The organism is Corynebacterium sp. HMSC078A10 (genome assembly GCF_001811565.1).
Lineage (GTDB): Bacteria > Actinomycetota > Actinomycetes > Mycobacteriales > Mycobacteriaceae > Corynebacterium > Corynebacterium hesseae.
This window is the reverse complement of record NZ_KV805205.1, coordinates 110,429-127,991: the sequence shown is the minus strand read 5'-3', so window position 1 is coordinate 127,991 and position 17,563 is coordinate 110,429. Positions and strand designations below refer to the sequence as shown.

At 64.1% G+C, this 17,563-nt stretch carries 17 protein-coding genes; 9 read left to right on the top strand and 8 right to left on the bottom strand.

Going from position 1 to position 17,563, the window contains the following annotated elements; all coding sequences use genetic code 11:
* Positions 1–145: 145 nt before the first annotated feature.
* The 3 genes from ppc to pdxS form a co-directional block, all read right to left on the bottom strand.
* Positions 146–2,932 carry a phosphoenolpyruvate carboxylase gene (ppc, locus tag HMPREF2808_RS06755; RefSeq protein WP_210386958.1) on the bottom strand — a complete coding sequence of 929 codons (2,787 nt, stop codon included), beginning with the start codon at positions 2,930–2,932 and terminating at the stop codon, positions 146–148.
* Positions 2,933–2,998: 66 nt separating this feature from the next.
* Positions 2,999–3,709: a pyridoxal 5'-phosphate synthase glutaminase subunit PdxT gene (pdxT, locus tag HMPREF2808_RS06750; RefSeq protein WP_070564937.1), complete on the bottom strand. Its 711-nt coding sequence runs from the start codon at positions 3,707–3,709 to the stop codon at positions 2,999–3,001.
* 41 nt (positions 3,710–3,750) lie between these two features.
* Entirely contained in the window at positions 3,751–4,653 is a 903-nt protein-coding gene (gene pdxS / locus HMPREF2808_RS06745; RefSeq protein ID WP_070521426.1) for a pyridoxal 5'-phosphate synthase lyase subunit PdxS, read from the bottom strand.
* 81 nt (positions 4,654–4,734) lie between these two features.
* On the opposite strand from pdxS, the gene HMPREF2808_RS06740 reads away from it, so the two are divergent.
* Positions 4,735–6,036 carry a MocR-like pyridoxine biosynthesis transcription factor PdxR gene (locus tag HMPREF2808_RS06740; protein WP_070624303.1) on the top strand — a complete coding sequence of 434 codons (1,302 nt, stop codon included), beginning with the start codon at positions 4,735–4,737 and terminating at the stop codon, positions 6,034–6,036.
* Between the two features lie 43 nt (positions 6,037–6,079).
* On the opposite strand, the gene HMPREF2808_RS06735 is transcribed toward HMPREF2808_RS06740, so the two are convergent.
* Genes HMPREF2808_RS06735 through HMPREF2808_RS13505 form a run of 3 tightly spaced genes read right to left on the bottom strand, consistent with a single transcriptional unit; the run spans position 6,080 to position 7,468 of the window.
* The gene (locus HMPREF2808_RS06735) at positions 6,080–6,718 is read right to left on the bottom strand and encodes an anti-sigma factor (RefSeq protein ID WP_070521432.1); all 639 of its coding nucleotides are present in this window, start codon (positions 6,716–6,718) and stop codon (positions 6,080–6,082) included.
* The gene (locus HMPREF2808_RS06730; protein WP_070597152.1) at positions 6,715–7,323 is read right to left on the bottom strand and encodes a sigma-70 family RNA polymerase sigma factor; all 609 of its coding nucleotides are present in this window, start codon (positions 7,321–7,323) and stop codon (positions 6,715–6,717) included. The genes HMPREF2808_RS06735 and HMPREF2808_RS06730 overlap by 4 nt, the downstream gene beginning before the upstream one ends.
* A 7-nt stretch (positions 7,324–7,330) precedes the next feature.
* The gene (locus HMPREF2808_RS13505; RefSeq protein WP_167595548.1) at positions 7,331–7,468 is read right to left on the bottom strand and encodes a hypothetical protein; all 138 of its coding nucleotides are present in this window, start codon (positions 7,466–7,468) and stop codon (positions 7,331–7,333) included.
* Positions 7,469–7,638: 170 nt separating this feature from the next.
* Between HMPREF2808_RS13505 and HMPREF2808_RS06725 the strand changes: the two genes are divergently transcribed.
* The 4 genes from HMPREF2808_RS06725 (at position 7,639) to HMPREF2808_RS06710 (ending at position 12,398) form a co-directional block, all read left to right on the top strand.
* On the top strand, positions 7,639–9,219 hold the full coding sequence (locus HMPREF2808_RS06725) for a cytochrome c biogenesis protein CcdA (protein ID WP_070597151.1): 1,581 nt from the start codon (positions 7,639–7,641) through the stop codon (positions 9,217–9,219).
* A 10-nt stretch (positions 9,220–9,229) separates the two neighbouring features.
* On the top strand, positions 9,230–9,832 hold the full coding sequence (locus tag HMPREF2808_RS06720) for an MBL fold metallo-hydrolase (protein WP_070521612.1): 603 nt from the start codon (positions 9,230–9,232) through the stop codon (positions 9,830–9,832).
* Between the two features lie 99 nt (positions 9,833–9,931).
* Positions 9,932–11,251 (top strand): O-acetylhomoserine/O-acetylserine sulfhydrylase, encoded by a 1,320-nt coding sequence (locus tag HMPREF2808_RS06715; RefSeq protein WP_070521440.1) that lies wholly within the window; start codon positions 9,932–9,934, stop codon positions 11,249–11,251.
* Positions 11,244–12,398 carry a homoserine O-acetyltransferase MetX gene (locus tag HMPREF2808_RS06710; protein ID WP_232755591.1) on the top strand — a complete coding sequence of 385 codons (1,155 nt, stop codon included), beginning with the start codon at positions 11,244–11,246 and terminating at the stop codon, positions 12,396–12,398. Before HMPREF2808_RS06715 ends, HMPREF2808_RS06710 begins: the two co-directional genes overlap by 8 nt.
* A gap of 34 nt (positions 12,399–12,432) precedes the next feature.
* Here HMPREF2808_RS06710 and HMPREF2808_RS06705 read toward each other — a convergent pair whose 3' ends face one another.
* Both HMPREF2808_RS06705 and HMPREF2808_RS06700 read right to left on the bottom strand, forming a co-directional pair.
* The gene (locus HMPREF2808_RS06705; protein ID WP_046648384.1) at positions 12,433–12,747 is read right to left on the bottom strand and encodes a DUF3017 domain-containing protein; all 315 of its coding nucleotides are present in this window, start codon (positions 12,745–12,747) and stop codon (positions 12,433–12,435) included.
* Between the two features lie 75 nt (positions 12,748–12,822).
* A complete protein-coding gene (locus HMPREF2808_RS06700) occupies positions 12,823–13,677 on the bottom strand; it encodes a bifunctional methylenetetrahydrofolate dehydrogenase/methenyltetrahydrofolate cyclohydrolase (RefSeq protein WP_070624302.1) in 855 nt (284 codons plus the stop codon).
* A 24-nt stretch (positions 13,678–13,701) separates the two neighbouring features.
* Between HMPREF2808_RS06700 and HMPREF2808_RS06695 the strand changes: the two genes are divergently transcribed.
* From HMPREF2808_RS06695 to HMPREF2808_RS06680, 4 genes are all read left to right on the top strand, one after another.
* Complete coding sequence (locus tag HMPREF2808_RS06695) at positions 13,702–14,172, top strand: tRNA (cytidine(34)-2'-O)-methyltransferase (RefSeq protein ID WP_070521448.1); 471 nt, start codon at positions 13,702–13,704, stop codon at positions 14,170–14,172.
* 96 nt (positions 14,173–14,268) lie between these two features.
* Positions 14,269–15,234 carry a S1 family peptidase gene (locus HMPREF2808_RS13335; protein WP_141752585.1) on the top strand — a complete coding sequence of 322 codons (966 nt, stop codon included), beginning with the start codon at positions 14,269–14,271 and terminating at the stop codon, positions 15,232–15,234.
* 74 nt (positions 15,235–15,308) lie between these two features.
* A complete protein-coding gene (locus HMPREF2808_RS06685) occupies positions 15,309–17,171 on the top strand; it encodes a pyruvate kinase (RefSeq protein WP_083309040.1) in 1,863 nt (620 codons plus the stop codon).
* A 143-nt stretch (positions 17,172–17,314) separates the two neighbouring features.
* A complete protein-coding gene (locus HMPREF2808_RS06680; RefSeq protein ID WP_070563834.1) occupies positions 17,315–17,563 on the top strand; it encodes a FeoA family protein in 249 nt (82 codons plus the stop codon).

Genomic DNA, 17,563 nt, shown 5'->3' with positions numbered 1-17,563 from the left:
AGGTGCATGATTGAACCGAACCCCGCAGGAAATCACCTCCTCGCGGGGCATTCGGTGTGCCGGCTTACCTCATGGAACTGATCATCCGCTCAAGCCTGTCCTGCAGGAATTTTGGCCGTGCCGGTTGGCCGGGCGGGCGGGCGGTTTAGCCGGCGTTGCGCAGCGCGGTGGCTAGCCCGTTCATCGTGACCTGGATGGTCTTGGACACTAGGAACTGGTCATCGCCGCGGCGGTAGCGGCGCAGCAACTCCAACTGGACGGCGTTGAGCGGAAGCAGGTAAGGATAGCGCCGCTTGAGTGAACGTGCTTGGCGCTGGTTCTCACTGACCAACTCTGCGTTGCCGGTGACCTTAAGGTAGACCTCGCGGGTGCGCTCAAATTCCTCGGATATCAGGCCAAAGATACGGTCTGCGGTGCCCTTGTCGTCGACCAAGTTGGCGTACAGGCGCGCCAGCTGCATCTCCGCCTTGGCCATGACCTGCGCCATGTTGGCAAACACGGAGCGGAAGAAGGGCCACGTACGGTACAGCTCGCGCAGCTCCTCCCAGCGCTTCTCTTCTCCAGCTCCGGTATCTGCTCCAGCCTTCTCGGTCGCTGCTACATCCGCTGTGGCATCTACCGCTCTTGCTGCACCTCCGGAGGCTGTCGATCCTCCAGAAGGTTGCTGAACCCACGCCGTCACCGCGCTGCCCACGCCGAACCAGCCCGGAATGTTGGTGCGGGATTGTGACCACGACAGCACCCAGGGAATCGCACGCAAATCCGTAATCGCGGTGGTCTGCTTGCGCGAGGTCGGGCGCGAGCCCAGGTTGAGCTCGCCAATCTCGTGCAGCGGGGTGGACTGGGTGAAGTAGGTGATGAACCCGGGGTCGTCGACAAGCTGGCGGTAGGCCACGCCACTCAACGCCGCCAGCTCGCGCATGATCTCGTAGGCGCGCTCCGGATCCGTAATGGGCTCGGTATCCAACAACGATGCCTCCAGCGCTCCGGAAACAAACGCCTCCAAGTGGCGGCGCGCAGTCTCCGGCGCACCATACTTCGCAGAAATCACCTCTCCCTGCTCGGTGATACGCACCGAACCCGACACCGCGCCCTTCGGCTGCGCCAAAATCGCGTCATACGTCGGGCCACCACCGCGGCCCACCGCCCCGCCGCGACCATGCGCCAGCCGCAACTCCACGCCGTGGCGCGCGCAGAGCTCAACGAGGGCCAGTTCGGCGTCGTACAGCGCCCAGTTCGCCTGCAAATAACCGCCGTCCTTGTTGGAATCCGAATACCCCAACATCACCTCTTGGACATCCCCGCGCGAGCGCAGATGCTCGCGGTACACGGGCACCTGCCACAGCTTCTCCAGGATGCCGGCGCCGGCCTTCAGATCCTCGATGGTTTCAAACAGCGGCACCACATCGACCTCGCTCAGTCCCACCTCCTTGAGTAGCACCATCGGCTCCAGAATGTCGGAGACCGTTCCCGTCATGGAGATGATGCAATGCGACACCGACTCCGGCCCAAAGTCCCGCACAGCGCGCGCCGCCGCACGGAAGATGCCCAGCTCCTTCGCGGTATCCTCGGTGAATTCCTTCTCAGCACCGGGGAAAAGCAGCGGCCGATTGGTCTGCAGCTCGCGCACGAGCAGCGCGACCTTCTCCTCCTCCCCCAGCGCGCGGTAGTCCGGGGTGATGGTAGCCGCGGCGAAAATCTCGGTGAGGACGTTCTCGAAGGACTCCGAATTCTGGCGCATGTCCAGCGTCGAAAGATGGAATCCAAACGTGGTTACCGCCGAGCGCAATCGAGCCAAGCGGTCATCGGCGATGATGTCGTCATTGAACTGGCGCAGCGAGCGGTCGATCACGTCCAGGTCACGTTTGAGTTCCTCCGGCGACGCATAGGCGCTTGGCGACGCCTCCCCTTCCAACCTCGCCAGCACCTTCTTCCGGATGCCGAAGATGGCCCGGCGGTAGGGTTCGTCGACGCGGGATTTTTCGTCGTTGTGGGAGGCGTCGGCAAGCGCGCCCAGCTCTTTGGAGCTGGAGGAATAGCGGTCTGATAGGGAGAGCTCGCGCTCCAGCTCGCCGAGCTCGTCGGCGTAGTACTGCAGCACCGTCGCCGCGGCCTTGCGGGTGGCATAGGTCAGGGTGTGCTCGTCGACGTACGGGTTGCCGTCATGGTCGCCGCCAATCCAGGAGCCGGGGCGGACGACGGGGGAATCGGGAAGCTGCTGGCCAAAGGTCTCACGCATGGCGTGGCGAATGGCGCGGTTGAGGGCAGGGACCTGGTCGAGCAGCGACAGCTTGTAATAGCGCAGGCCGACGTCAATCTCGTCTTCGAGGGTGGGGCGGGCGATGCGAATCAGCGCGGTCTGCCAGAGCAGCGTCATGCGCAGATACATTTCTTTCTCGATTGCCGCCATGTCGCCGCCGCGGTGTGATTTCTTGAGGAGAGTCTTGATGCGGGTTTGCGTATCAAAGACGGTGCGGCGGCGGGTTTCGGTGGGGTGCGCGGTGAGAACGGGGGCGACGTGCGCGCCGCGGATGACGGAGGAGGCGTCGGTTGGCGTGACGCCTTCTTCCTTGAGCTTGGCGAATGTCTTGCGCAAGGAGACGGGCGCTTCAACGGACTCGTCATCCAGATCCTCTACGAGGTTGGCGATGAGCGCGAAATAGCTGAATGCACGGGCCACGAGGTTGACCTTGGTGATGTCGAGATCGCGGAAGATGGCGACGAGGTCTTCGGGCTTTGCATCGCCGTGCGCCACGTCGAAGGCCATGCGGCGGGTCGATTCGACGAGCTCGAAGACGTCCTCGCCTTCCTGCTGCGCGATGACCCGGCCGAGCACCCGGCCGAGGAAGCGGATATCTTCGCGGACTTGTTCAGGGGCGGGTGTGCTCACGGCAAAGTGCCTTTCTGGGCGTGATGTGTTCAGCTGGCACATCTCAATGTATCCCAGATCACTATTGAGCGATAGTTATTTAAGGAAAGAGCTTCCGGGCAGAATTAGTTAGCGAACGAGGGAAGCGAGCCACGCGGCGTGGAGGCGCGAGTCGCCGTTTTCTTCCGGATGGAAGCTCAACGCCGTGACGCATCCTTGGCGCACGCCCACAATCACCTCGCGCCCTGCGGCAGGACGAGTTCGCGCCCCGACACCACTTCCCTCGCCACCGGAAACAATGTCAGGTGCAGGGAGGGGCACGGTGGCGATGACCTCGACGCCCTCACCCGCGCGGGTAACGATGGGCGCGCGAATGAAGCTCGCCTCGATGGCTAGAGGCTCGCCGACTCCTGAGGCTCCTACACCGGACCACTGGCTTTGCATCGCGACGGGCACGGTGCGCTCCTCGGAGAAGCGCTGGTTTCCGAAGGCGTTGCGGCGCACGGTGACGTCGATAAGCCCCAGCGTCTGCTGGCCCGGGGCGGGGTTTTCCAGCTCGCGGGCGCTGTAGATGAGCCCCGCGCAGGTGGCCAAGACCGGCAGCCCATTTTCGACGGCGCGGCGCAGCGGCTCAGCGACGCCAAAAGAGCGCGCCAGCTTATCGATGGTGCTCGACTCGCCGCCCGGCAGAATGATTCCGTCCAGCCCGTCGAGATCCTGCGGCAGGCGCACCCGGCGCGTTGCAGCGCCGAGGCTCTCCAGCACAGCGATGTGCTCTTCCACTCCGCCTTGCAGCGCGAGCACGCCAACGAGCGGTCGCGTCGTGTCCGCCGCCGTCATCGTGCCCTGTGCGCACTCTATGTTCTTTGCGCGCACAGGTCCTACCAGCCGCGCTCAGCCAGGCGGTGCGGGGCGGGGATGTCGTTGACGTTGATGCCCACCATGGCCTCGCCCAGGCCGCGGCTGATCTTAGCCAGCTCTGCCGGTTGGTCGTAGAGGGTCGCCGCCTTCACGATGGCCTCCGCACGCTTCGCGGGCTCGCCGGACTTGAAGATGCCGGAGCCGACGAAGACGCCTTCGGCGCCCATTTGGCGGACGAGGGCGGCGTCGGCAGGCGTAGCCACACCACCAGCAACGAACAGCACGACCGGCAGCTTGCCGGTCTCCGCAACCTCAGCAACCAGGTCGTACGGTGCCTGCAACTCCTTGGCCGCCACGTAGAGTTCGTCGCGGTCGAGGTTCTGGAGGCGCGCGATTTCGCCCTTGATGGTGCGCAGGTGCTTGACGGCCTCGGAGACGTCGCCAGTGCCGGCCTCACCCTTGGAGCGGATCATGGCCGCGCCCTCGGTGATGCGGCGCAGGGCCTCGCCCAGGTTGGTAGCACCGCAGACGAAGGGCACGTCGAAATCCCACTTGTTGATGTGGTTGACGTAATCGGCGGGGCTGAGCACCTCGGACTCGTCGATGAAGTCCACGCCCAGCTCGCCGAGAATCTGCGCCTCCACGAAGTGGCCGATGCGGGCCTTCGCCATCACCGGGATGGACACGGCGTTGACGATGCCCTCGATGAGGTCCGGATCGGACATGCGGGCCACGCCGCCCTGGGCGCGGATATCGGCCGGCACGCGCTCCAGCGCCATGACGGCGGAAGCACCCGCGTCTTCAGCAATTCGTGCCTGCTCCGGGGTAACGACGTCCATGATGACGCCACCCTTGAGCATGTCAGCCAGTCCACGCTTGACGCGCGTCGTGGCGCGTCCCTGTTCATTCTTCTGTTCAGTCATGGCTCACATAGTGGCGCAGGAAATTGGTCCAAGACAAGAGCCATTTCCCGAGTGTTGAATTAGACCACTTATGATGGGGCCGTGTCTTTCCGTCTCGACCCATCTGATACGCGCGCGCTGCCGGTGCAGATCGCCGAAGCCCTCCGCACCCAAGTCGCGGCGGGCATTCTGCTGCCCGGCGAGCAAGTTCCGTCGACGCGATCGCTAGCCCGCGATTTGGGCGTTTCCCGAGGCAGTGTGGTCACCGCCTATGAACAGCTCACCGCCGAGGGCTACCTGACCGCGGCGGTTGGATCGGGCACCGTCATCAACCCGCACCTGCCCCACGGGCGCGCCCCGCAGCCTCATCCTGCGCCACGGCCCTCCCCTGCCCCACCGCGCGTGGAGTTGACCCCCGGTTTGCCCGATACAGCCGGAATCATCACCCCCGAATGGAGGGCGGCGTGGCGCAAGGCCGCGGTGGATCCTTCCGGCGATCTCCCCCGCGAGGTGGCCGCGCACCTGCGCCACATGCGCGGGCTGACCGTCGACCCGGCTTATGTCGTCATCACCGCCGGCGCCCGCGACGGGCTGTCGGTGCTGCTGCGCGCGCTGGGCGGCCATTTGCGCGTGGGCGTGGAATCCCCCGGCTACCCCAGCCTGCGCCGCATCCCCCAGGCCTTGGGGCACACGCTTGTCGACGTCCCCACCGACGCCCACGGCGTCACCGTCCCCACCGTTGACCTCGACGTTCTCATCGTCACCCCCTCCCACCAGCACCCCTATGGCGGTTCGCTGCCGGCTGCCCGGCGCGCGGAGCTCGTCGAGTGGGCGCGCGGCAATGACGTGCTCATCATCGAGGATGATTTCGATTCCGAGCTGCGCTACGTGGGCCAGCCCTTGCCCGCGCTGACCGCGCTCGCTCCGGAACACACGGTGTTGCTGGGCACATTTTCCTCGGTGATTTCGCCGTCGATTGCCTGCGGCTACCTCGTGGTGCCGCCGAGCTTGCGCGCGGGCGTGGACCGCGTGCGGGAGGTCTTCGGCCAGCCTGTCGGCGCTATCCCCCAGGCGGCGCTGGCGAACTACCTGGCCAGCGGTGCGCTGCGGCGACATACCGGGCGGATGCGCCGCGCCTACAAGCGCCGCCGCGACCTCGTCCAAGCCGCGCTGGAAGACACCCCAGCTACCCTTCTGCCCATCCACGGCGGGCTCCACGCGGTGTTGTTGTGTGAGGAGGGCGTCGTCCAGCGCGCGGCCGATCTGGGCCTCACGCTGACCCCGCTGCGCGATTATTGGGGCGGCGCGCCCGCCGAGGAAGGCGTGGTCTTGGGCTTTGGGCATTTGAGCGACGTCGAACTCGCCGCCGCGCTGGAGCTGGTCAAGCAGGCTTTAACTAGCTGACACGTAGCTGGCCTGGCGCGTAGCTGCCCTATCGCATACAAGGCTAGCTAGCGCTGGCCAAAGTAACGGTGGCGAGGGTGCGGCCTGTCGGTTGCTCGCTGCCGCCTGCGGGTTCCTCGGTGACCATGACTTTGACTGCCGCGCCGTCGAAGGGCATCCATACCCCATCGTGTGGGTCCTGGCCGATGACCCCCGCCGAAGCCATGCCGCCATCGGCGCTGACTGCCCATACCTGGGCGCCCATGCCATCGGCGAGCTGCGGCTGGCCATCCACCATCGCGCCGGATTTCTCCATCGACGCCGAAGACACGATATCCAGCTGTGCACCCGATGCATCGGCGTTGCCCTGCATGAGATCCTCTGCCCCCATGATGGCGTGCATCGACTTCTCGCCGGGCGATTCAGCCTCTACCCGCGCGCTATCGCTCGTCTGATTCTGCGAGTCATCGGACTGCAACAAGGGCGGCACGGCAACCATGCCTACTACGAGGACCGCCGCCGCAGCCGGCACCGCCACGAAGGCCCGCCAACGGCGGCGCGGAAGCTCGATGACCTCGGTAGCTTCGCCACCGTCAATTTCCGCAAAGACGGCATCTTTCATTCGCACCGGCGGTTCGACCTCGGGGAGGGAATCGAGGAAGTCATCGAAAGTCTCATCAGAAAACTCATGCGTGTTGCTCATCGCCCCTCCCTTCCGAGAATCGCTTTTAGCTTCTTAACACCGTCGCGCACGCGCGTCTTGGCCGTACCCAGCGGTACTCCCGTTGATTCTGCCAGCTCAGCATGCGTCAAGCCATCGAAAAAAGCGAGCGCCACCGCGGTGGAATGCGGCTCCCCAATCTCGACGACGGCCCGGCGCAGGAGGTGAGCCTCCACATTGTTCAGGGCTTCGTCTTCAATCGGCTCAGCAAAAGTGGCGTGCTCAAGCTTCGAGTCGCGGTCATCGCGCTGCACTGCGGCCACATGGCTGCGCAGCTTATCGACGGCCCTCCCATGCGCCAACCTGCCCACCCACGAGCGAGCATTCCCCCGTCGCGGGTCAAACTTCGCGGCGGAGGTCCAGACCTCAACGAAGACGTCTTGAGCAACTTCCTCTGCTAAGGCGGGATTGCGCAGAACGCTCAGGCACACGCTGTACACGGTGGGTGCGAGGGCGTCGTACAGCGCGCTGAAGGCATGCTTATCTGCGGAAGCGGTCTGAACCAAAAGGCGGTTCAGCCGCTCGTGTTCATTGGGGGACATCGCAGGCACGGGTGTTGAGCTTACCTCCAGCAGCGGGGTGGACATGGCAGTTTTACTTAGTCATTTCCTCGCTCGGGGCCATCATCTCCGAGCTGGGCATCATGTCCATGTCTTCCTTCTTGTCGTTGCAGGCGACCAACCCACTGGCGGCAACAGCAAGTGCAGCGGCGACAGTAACAAGCTTCTTCATTTCGGTGCTCCTTCTTCAAGCAATCGGGGCTCGGCTTTTCCGGGCCCTGTATCTGACTATTCGGAGCCGCCCCGCGATGCGGATTGGATGGATTTAAAACCAATCCGTTTTTCACTCGTGCTCCGAACTAGTTGCATACCCACACCGCACACCAAGCGAAGGAGTACAGCATGCTATCAACGCTGTTCATCGGGTTTACCGGTGGCCTTATCACGGGCATCTCGCCCTGCATCTTGCCGGTCTTGCCGCTGGTCCTCGCCGTTAGCGGCGGCTCACGGTGGCGGCCATGGCAGGTCGTGGGCGGACTCGTCACAAGTTTCAGCCTCGTCACGCTGTTTGCCACAACGCTGCTCAATTCCCTGGGCCTGCCGGCCGACATCCTGTGGAAAGTGGGAATCGCGCTGCTCGTTCTCGTGGGCCTGGGAATGGTGTTTCCCCGCGTGCAAGAAATCCTTGAGTGGCCTTTCCAGAAACTCTCGAAAGCTGGCAGCTTGCAATCCAAGGCCCGCGGCAAAGGCGGGTTCGTCGTCGGCTTGGCCATGGGGGTTGTCTTCGTCCCCTGCGCCGGCCCTGTACTCGCCGCCATCTCCGTGGCGGGCGCCACTGGGACTGTCGACGCCCACATCCTCACCCTCTGCCTCTCCTTCGCTCTCGGCGTGGCCATCCCCCTGCTGGCCTTCGCTTTGGGCGGCAACGAGGTGGGCAAACGCGTCGATGCTTTCCGCTCCCACCAGCGCGGGGTGCGCATCACCGCGGGAGTGGTAGTTATCGCCATGGCTGGTGCGATTTCACTCGGCGCGCCCGCCTGGCTGCAGCAGAAGCTCCCCAGCATCAACGCCGACGCCACCCCAGTTGAGCAGGCCGCCCGAACAGCCGAAGGAACCCCAGTGCCCGCGTTCGCGGGGTTGACCGGCTGGTTCAACACGGATCTGCCGGTCGATCCGCGTACCTCTGGCAAGGTCACCCTCATCGATTTCTGGGCCTATGCCTGCATCAACTGCCAGCGCAACAACACGCACCTGACCAAGCTCTATGCGCACTACAAGGACTACGGCCTCGACATCGTCGGCATCCACGCGCCGGAATACGCTTTCGAGCACGAGGCTGCCAACGTGCGCCGCGCGGCCCGCGAGCAAGGAATCGAATACCCGGTGGCGCAAGACAATGACTTCGCCACGTGGAAGAACTTTGGGAATCGGTACTGGCCGGCGCACTATGTCGTCGACAAGCACGGCATGCTGCGCCAATCCCACCATGGCGAGGGCGACTACGCCGAGACCGAGCGCCTCATTCGTGAGCTTCTCCTCGAGCGCGACCCCAGCATAGAGCTACCCGAACCAATCGAGACCGCCGATGCGAACAGCGCGCCGCGCTCGCCGGAGACGTACCTCGGCACCGCACGCGCACAGTATTTCGCCAACGCCGACTACCGCGTCGGCACGCACCAGTTCACCATGAACGAGCCGCCGTTAGGTCAATATTCGCTGGGCGGGACGTGGACGCTGGCCGACCAGCCCATCACCGCCGGACCTCACGCGCGCCTGCGACTGAACTACCGCGCCGCCCGGGTACAGCTCGTGGCATCAGGGCAAGGAACGGTTCGCGTGCATCACGCCGATGGTTCGGTCCGCACCTTTGACATCACCGAGGACGGCACGGTGGATCTCGTCCGGGAACCTGACAATCACACCGAAACAATCGAGCTGGAAGTAAGCGAAGGGCTCTCGCTGTATTCCTTTACTTTTGGCTAGCGTGGGAATCATGAAGCTATCTCTGCATGGACAATCCGCCGTGGCCGTCGAGGCACCCCAGGGTCGCATCGTTATCGACCCCGGTCCCCTCTCTGACCTGAGCTGCCTCGAAGGCGCCGAAGCGGTGCTGCTCACGCACGCACACGGTGACCACCTCGACGTCGATGCCGTGCGCGGGAGCGGCCTGCCGGTGTGGGGAACGCGGGAGGCTATCGACGCCCTCGGCTCCGGCACCATCGTGCATGCTGGAGAGACGTTTACAGTTCTGGGCCTTGAGATTCACGCGGTGGGCGGCCTCCACGAGGAGATCCACCCCAATATCCCGCGCCCGGAGAACCTGGGTTATTTCTTCGGCGGCGTGCTGCACCCCGGCGACCAGTGGGTTGTCTCGGAAGGACTCACGGTAGACGTGCTCCTGCTCCCCATCGCCGGCCCGTGGGTGCGCGGGGCGGATGCCGCGGATTACGCCATGCGCATCGGTGCGCGGCTTACGGTTCCCATCCATGACGCCGTGCTTTCCGACGCCGGCAAGCAGATCACCGACGGCATGCTCCAACGCGCCGGGGTGAGCGGCTATCGGCGCCTGCGGGTTGGTGAAAGCATCGAAATCTAAGCCGAACCAACCGCTCGGTCTATTTTTATTCTCGGGCTTGCCTGCGGTTTCTAGAAAACCACTAACGGCACTGAACCGCTTGGTCTAGCCTTTCCTGACATGAGCACCAAATACGATAATTCCAAAGTCAACGAGTGGTCCTTTGCCACCCGCGCCCTCCACGCCGGCCAGAACCTGGACGGCTCCACCAACGCACGCAACGTGCCGATTTACCAAACCACCTCGTATGTCTTCAACGACGCCGAGCACGCCGCCAACCGCTTCAACCTCTCGGATGCCGGCCCGATTTATACCCGCCTGACCAACCCCACGCAGGACGCGCTGGAGGAGCGCCTCGCTTCCCTCGAAGGTGGCGTGGCCGCCGTGGCTTTCGCCTCCGGCCAGGCCGCCGAGACCGCTGCCATCCTGAACCTGGCCTCCGCCGGCGACCACATCGTCACCTCCCCGCGCCTCTACGGTGGCACCTCCACCCTCTTTACCGTGACCTTGAAGCGCCTCGGCATTGACGTCACCCTCGTCGAGAACCCCGACGACCCGGCCTCCTGGCAGGACGCCGTCCAGCCCAACACCAAGGCTTTTTACGGCGAGACCTTCGGCAACCCAGTCGCCGATGTCCTCGACATCCCCGCCATCGCCGAGGTAGCCCACAAGAACCAGGTCCCGCTCATCGTGGATAACACCATCGCCACCGGCGCGCTCGCCCGCCCGCTGGAGCTGGGCGCAGACATCGTCGTGGTCTCCACCACCAAGTTCTACAGCGGCAACGGCTCCGCCATCGGTGGTGCCATCATCGACGGTGGCTCCTTCGACTGGACCGTCGAGCGCGACGGCGAGCCCGTCTTCCCCTACTTCGTCACCCCGGACGAGGCCTACCACGGCCTCAAGTACGCCGACCTGGGCGCACCGGCCTTCGCCGTCAAGGCGCGTGCGGGCCTGCTGCGCGATACGGGTGCCGCCATCTCCCCATTCAACGCCTGGCTGACGCTGAATGGCATTGAGACGTTGCAGTTGCGCGTCGAGAAGCACAATGCCAACGCCCAGGCCGTGGCCGAGTACCTGGAGTCCCACGCCAAGGTCACGAAGGTCAACTACGCCGGCCTGGAGTCCTCGCCTTACAAGGCCACCAAGGAGAAGCTGGGCTATGACTACACCGGCTCCGTGCTCTCCTTCGACATCGACGGCGGCCGCGATGAGGCGTGGGTGTTTATCGATGCGCTGAAGCTGCACTCGAACCTGGCCAACATCGGCGATACCCGCTCCCTGGTGGTGCACCCGGCGACCACCACGCACTCCCAGTCCGACGAGGCAGCGCTCAAGGCCGCGGGCATTACGCAGGCCACGGTGCGCCTGTCCGTCGGTATTGAGGACGTCAACGACATCATCGCCGACCTCGAGCGTGGGTTCGCGGCCATTGGTTAGCGCCATCCCGGAGCTCGCGCCCGAAGGCGAGCTCGCCGTCGTCCCCATCGGTGACTTCACCACCGAAGCAGGCGCCGTGCTTGCCGACGCCTCCCTGGCCTACCAACGCTGGGGCGCTTTCGCCGGCGACCCGGACGGCGTCAACAATGTCTTGGTGGTCGAGCACGCGCTGACCGGGGATTCCAACGTGGCGGACTGGTGGTCCGACCTGGTGGGCCCGGGCAAGGCCCTGGACACCACGCGCTGGTGCGTTATCGCGACCAATGCGCTGGGTGGCTGCAACGGCTCGACGGGGCCAAAGTCGCTGCACCCGGATGGAAAGCCGTGGGGCGGGCGCTTCCCGGCGCTGTCGATTCGGGACTTGGTGGAGGCCGAGCACGACTGCTTGAAGGAGCTGGGTATTTCGCGTGTGCACGCGGTGCTCGGCGGCTCGATGGGCGGGGCGCGGACTCTGGAGTGGAGCTTGCTGCACCCGGAAAGCGTGTCGGCGGTGTGTGTGATTGCGGTGTCGGCCAGGGCTTCGGGCTGGCAGATTGGCATCCAATCCGCGCAGATTTCCGCCATTGAGCGCGACCCGTTTTGGCATGGCGGCAATTACTACCTCACGGACAAGACTCCGCGGGATGGCCTGGCGGCGGCGCGCCGTATCGCGCACTTGACGTATCGCGGCGAGCAGGAAATCGACGAGCGCTTCGGCGCTACCGCACAGCAAGGCGAGAATCCCTTGGGGCCGCACCGCCAGCTGAACCAGCGTTTCGCGGTGAACTCCTACCTGGATTACCAGGGGGCGAAACTCACCGAGCGCTTCGATGCGGGTTCCTACGTGGTTCTCACGGAGGCGCTGAACCGGCATGACGTCGGCCGCGGGCGCGGCGGGCTCATCAAGGCGTTGGCGGCCTCCCAGGTACCAACGATGGTGGTGGGCGTGGACACGGATATCCTCTACCCCTATCACCAGCAGGAGCACATCTCCCGCAACGTCAACCAGCTGCTGGCGATGGCCAAGATTGTCTCACCCGTGGGCCACGATGCTTTTCTGACGGAGACCCGGCAGATGAACCGTATCCTGCGCAACTTCCTGCTGCTCTCGGCGCCAAATGGCTTAGACGTGGGCCCTGCGTACGTGGGCGACGAGTATTACATTTAAGAAGCCGTTTGGCTCTTTCCGGGAGCCAAACGCGTTACGATCCAAGCGCGTCGATGGAAAAGGCCATGAACACCATCGCCGCGCCCAAGATGCCTGTAAAGCAGGCGTCGAAGCGCCGGGAGCGCACCGCGAGCACGCCGACCCGCGAGGAATCGCAGGTCAGGCGGACCACCGTCAGCCACACCAGCGCCCCGCCCAGCAGCAGCGTGGCGCGGCGCCAGTGCTCGAACACGGCATAGAAGCCCGACACCACAACCGCCGCCACGAACAAGCCGATGGCCAACCACTGAAGAGCCGGCGGCAGCGCCGAGGGCTTCAGGTGCGCATCGTGCGGGTTCGATAAAGACACCGGCGGCGCAGTTTTCCCGCGCGGCTGTGCTGGTTGGTCAGACATACTCACTACTCGAGCGCTCGACTTCACGCACTACTGAGCGGCGAGCTTTTCGGCGCGCTCGACGATGTTGCTCACCAGGAACGCGCGCGTCAGCGGGCCCACGCCGCCCGGGTTCGGGGAAACGTAGCCGGCCTTCTCCCACACGTCCTCAGCCACGTCGCCGGCGAGTTTGCCGTCAACGCGGGACACGCCGACGTCGAGAACCGCAGCACCTTCCTTGACCATGTCGGCGGTGAGCATGTGTGCCTTGCCAGCGGCCGCGATGATGACATCGGCCTCACGGGTCTCCGCGGCCAAGTCCTTGGTGCCGGTGTGGCACAGCGTCACCGTGGAATTCTCGCTGCGGCGAGTCAGCATCAGGCCAATTGGGCGGCCCACGGTCACGCCGCGACCGATGACCACGACCTTGGCACCATCGAGCTCCACGCCGAAGCGGCGCAGCAGGTGGATGCAACCGTTCGGCGTGCACGGCAGCGGGGCGTCCTCGTTGAGCACCAGCTTGCCCAGGTTGATCGGGTGCAGGCCATCGGCGTCCTTGGCCGGGTCGATGAGCTCGAGCACGCGGTTTTCATCCAGGTGCTTCGGCAGCGGCAGCTGCACGATGTAGCCGGTGCACGCATCGTCATTGTTGAGCTCTTCGATGACGCGCTCGAGTTCTTCCTGGGTAACGTCGCCAGGCAGGTCCTTGCGAATCGAATTGATTCCGAGCTTCTCGCAATCGCGGTGCTTCATCTTCACGTAGGAATGCGAACCCGGATCATCGCCCACCAGGACCGTGGCCAGTCCCGGGGTAATCCCCTTCTCCTTGAGGACGGCCACGCGCTGGGCCAGGTCCTCAAAAATCTCGTCGCGGTACAAGTTGCCATCTAGTTTGGTAGCGCTCATGCCCACCATCCTAGACTGATGCCCATGAGCAGCTTGCACATCGTCTTCGACAACCCCGTGATCCCCACCAACACCGGCAACGCCATCCGCACCGCCGCCGTCACGGGCGCGAGCCTGCACCTCATCGAGCCGCTCGGCTTCAACTTCGAGGACAAACACCTCAAGCGCGCGGGCCTGGACTACCACGACCTGGCGGATCTCAAAATCCACAAAGACTTCGACGCCTGCATGGAGGCCCTCCCCGGCGCGCGGGTCTTCGCCTTCACCACCCACACAGATAAGTGGTTCACGGACATCGACTACCAGGAGGGGGACGTCCTCCTCTTCGGCACCGAGCCCACCGGCCTGCCGGAAGAGCATGCCTTCCACCCGCGTGTCACCGAACGCGTGCGCATCCCCATGATGCCGGCTAGGCGCTCGATGAATTTATCTAACGCGGCGTCGACGGCCGTGTACGAGGCCTGGCGCCAGCTCGGCTTCCGTGGCGCGGTGTAGACAAATTCGGTCGCGAGGAACATTGGGCCTGACCTACACTGCCATTAGCTGTGAACAGCCTGCTTGTTTCCTGCCCTCGCTACCGAAAGTTTCTGTATGTCTCTCTTCACCACCGCCCCTTCTCTTAGCCGCCGGTGCCGTCTGCTCGCGGTCCTCAGTGCCGCCGTGCTGATTTCCAGCTGTTCTGACACAGATGCCGGGCCCACAGCGAACTCGGAAAGCACCAAGGAAAACTCCGCTGGCGCAGAAATATCTGAGATTCTTGCAGCTCCTGTTTCGACATCCGCGACGAACAGCGGCTCAATTTCTACTAGCACCGTAACGACCAGCCAGCAACAAACCTTGGCAGAGCCACCAGTTCAGCGGGCCGCGATCGACCCAGGCAACGATTCTTCCGGACAGCGCGGCCGCGATGACAACAGAGGCATTTATTATCACAACTCTGTTGACTGGGAATGGTTAAAACAGCCAGGTGAAATCGTCCCCGGCGGAAGGATTTTTAACGAGACGAGAAATAGCATGTGCTCGACAGGTTTTCTCGCTTCCCGGGGAGAGCGTTTATTCATTATCACCGCGGGACACTGCGGCAAACTGGGTGACCAGTTTTACGTTCAGGATGCCCAGAATAATTGGGCGTATGTAGGAGAAATGGTCGAGTCTTACCTCCAAGAGGACGCCCACGGAGGCATCTACGGCACTGACATCGGCCTCATTGAACTCCTCGGAGACGCCCGCTATACCTCCTCCCTCCCACTTGATCTGCCAATGCAAGGGTGGATCACTCCACAGGAAGCTCAGCAAAGAAACATGATGATTTGTCGGCTCGGCGCAACGACCGGGTACTCGTGCGGAGAGTTTGAAGACTTCGGAAATGGTGGACTTTTCTATTTTCGTAGTATCACCGATCGTGGCGATTCGGGTGGAGCCGTCTTTGCTGCCAACAATTCCGGTATGTGGGCACTCGGGGTCAACTCGAACGTCAGCGATAACAACAAGACCCGCGTAGGCGCCATGGAGATCGGCAGCGCCATTAATCACTGGGGGCTGACCATCCACGGATAGCTCTAACGCTTCCGTGGCGCGGTCTAACAAGTCGCGGCACAATGTGGGTGGACTTTCACAACAAAGGAGAAACCTTGCCTAGCCTGCGCCCACTTCTTGATTCCCTCACTACCCGCGTCGAAGCTTCGTCTGCCGCGCACGCCGCGCAGATCGCGCGCGTGGATCCCGTCCACCGCCCCGGCGCGGTCAACCTCGTGCGCTACATGGAATTGCGTTCCCAGGACGCCGTCGAAATCCAGGAAGGCCTCACCGCGTTGGGCGCCACGAGCCTCAGCCACCCGGAGCCCGCAGTGCTCGAGCGCCTCCACGCCGCGCGCAACGTGCTCGACGCCTTCGATGGCCAGGCGGCGACCTATCCCGTGCAGCCGATTGCCACGGCCTATGCGGACGCGGACGATATCCTCGATGCCAACACCGAAGCCCTCCTCGGCCCCACCCAGGAGGACACCCACGCGCGCATCATGGTGACCCTTCCCACCGAGGCCGCAGATGACTATGAGCTGGTCCTCGGTTTCGCCCGCGCGGGCATGGAACTAGCCCGCATCAACTGCGCCCACGATGGCCAGGATGCCTGGCAGAAGATGGTGGCACACGTCCACCGCGCCGCCGAGGAGGTGGGGCGCGAGATCCTGATTTCCTGCGATATTGCTGGCCCCAAGGTCCGCACCGGCAGCATCGAGCCGGGTCCGCAGGTCATTCGCGTGCGCGGCGAGCGCACCGCGGCAGGTGAGCTGCTGAGCCCGGCAACGCTCGTGCTTCACGACGCCCCCACCACCGCCCGCGCCCACGGGGTGGCGGGGGAGGCGTCGCCAAGCGCGGCCCGCCCGGCGGTAGCGCTGGAGGTGGATGGTGAGTGGTTGGCGCGACTGCACCCCGGCAGCGAGGTGCGCTTCACGGAAGCGCGCGGGCGCTCGCGTGTGTTCACCGTGGAGAGCGCGGAAGCAGGCGTGGCGGTGCTGCACGGTGACCGCAACTGCTACCTCGCCGAGGGAACGGTGTTGAGCCACGGCGGGGACACCACGCAGGTGCATGGAGTTCCGGCCCTGAAGCAGAAGATTCGCCTGCACCGCGGCGAGGAGTTGGTGCTGAGCACTTCGCAGGAGCCGGCGCGCATCGTTGAGGGCGAGGTGACCACCATTGGGTGCACGCTGCCGGAGGTGGTCGGTGCGCTGGAGGTGGGTCACCGGGTGATTTTCGATGATGGCGCAATCTCCGGCCGCGTCCGCGAGGTGCGGGACAACGGCGCTGAGCGCGAGGCTGTCATCACCGTGGAGCACGCCGGGCCCACCGGCACCAACCTGGCCGCATATAAGGGAATCAACCTGCCAGATACTGACGTCCCGCTGCCCAGCCTCACCGAGGAAGACATCGAAGCGCTGCGTTTTGTGGCCACGCACTGCGATATCGCAGCGGTTTCCTTCATCCGCACTCCAGCTGATGTGGCCTTCCTCTATGACACGCTCGAGGAGATTGCCGCCGAGCAGGAGTCCGAGGAGATGGCGCAGCGCGTGCGTGACCTGGGCATCGTGCTCAAGATTGAGACGGTGCCGGCCTATGAGCAGCTGGGAAGCGTGTTGCTGGAGGGCATGCGGCATGCCAAGTTCGGCATCATGATTGCGCGCGGTGACTTGGCCGTGGAGTTGGGATTCGAGGAAATGGTCCAGGTTCCAGGGCGCATCATGAAGGTCGCGGAGGCGGCCCACATCCCGGTCATCATGGCCACGCAGGTGCTGGAGACCCTGGCCAAGACGGGGCTTCCCTCCCGCGCGGAAATCACGGACGCGGGCTATGCGCTGCGCGCGGAGTGCGTCATGCTCAACAAGGGCCCTCACATCACGGAGGCCATCCAGATTCTGGACCGCATGTCCCGCAAACTGGGCCAGTCGCGGCTGAAGAACCGCCAGAAGCTACGCCAGGTGAGCAGCTGGACCAACTAATTCAGGCAGCACATATGAAACGCGGCGCCCCCGAGCGCCGCGTGGTGAGGATCACCTAACCGAAAGCGGCGAAAAACTAGACAAGCCTATATTTGCTTAGGGTAACCTATAACGGTAACGCTTTGAGAGGAAGAGAGCTCACCGTGAAGTTGTCTGGGTGCCCACGGCAAACTGCTGACGCCATCCCCATGGGGTGCACCATCACCTTGGGAAACGAGTGCATTTCCTGCACGTGCGATGCCGCACTAGCGGTGCGCCTCGGTGAGCTGGGCATCCGCCCCGGCGCCACGTTGACCATGGGCCCGCGCGTGGCCGGTGGCGCACGCGTTGTGTCGGTGGGCAGCTGCCGCTATGCCATCGACAAGACAACGCTGCAAGCCATCGAGGTTTAA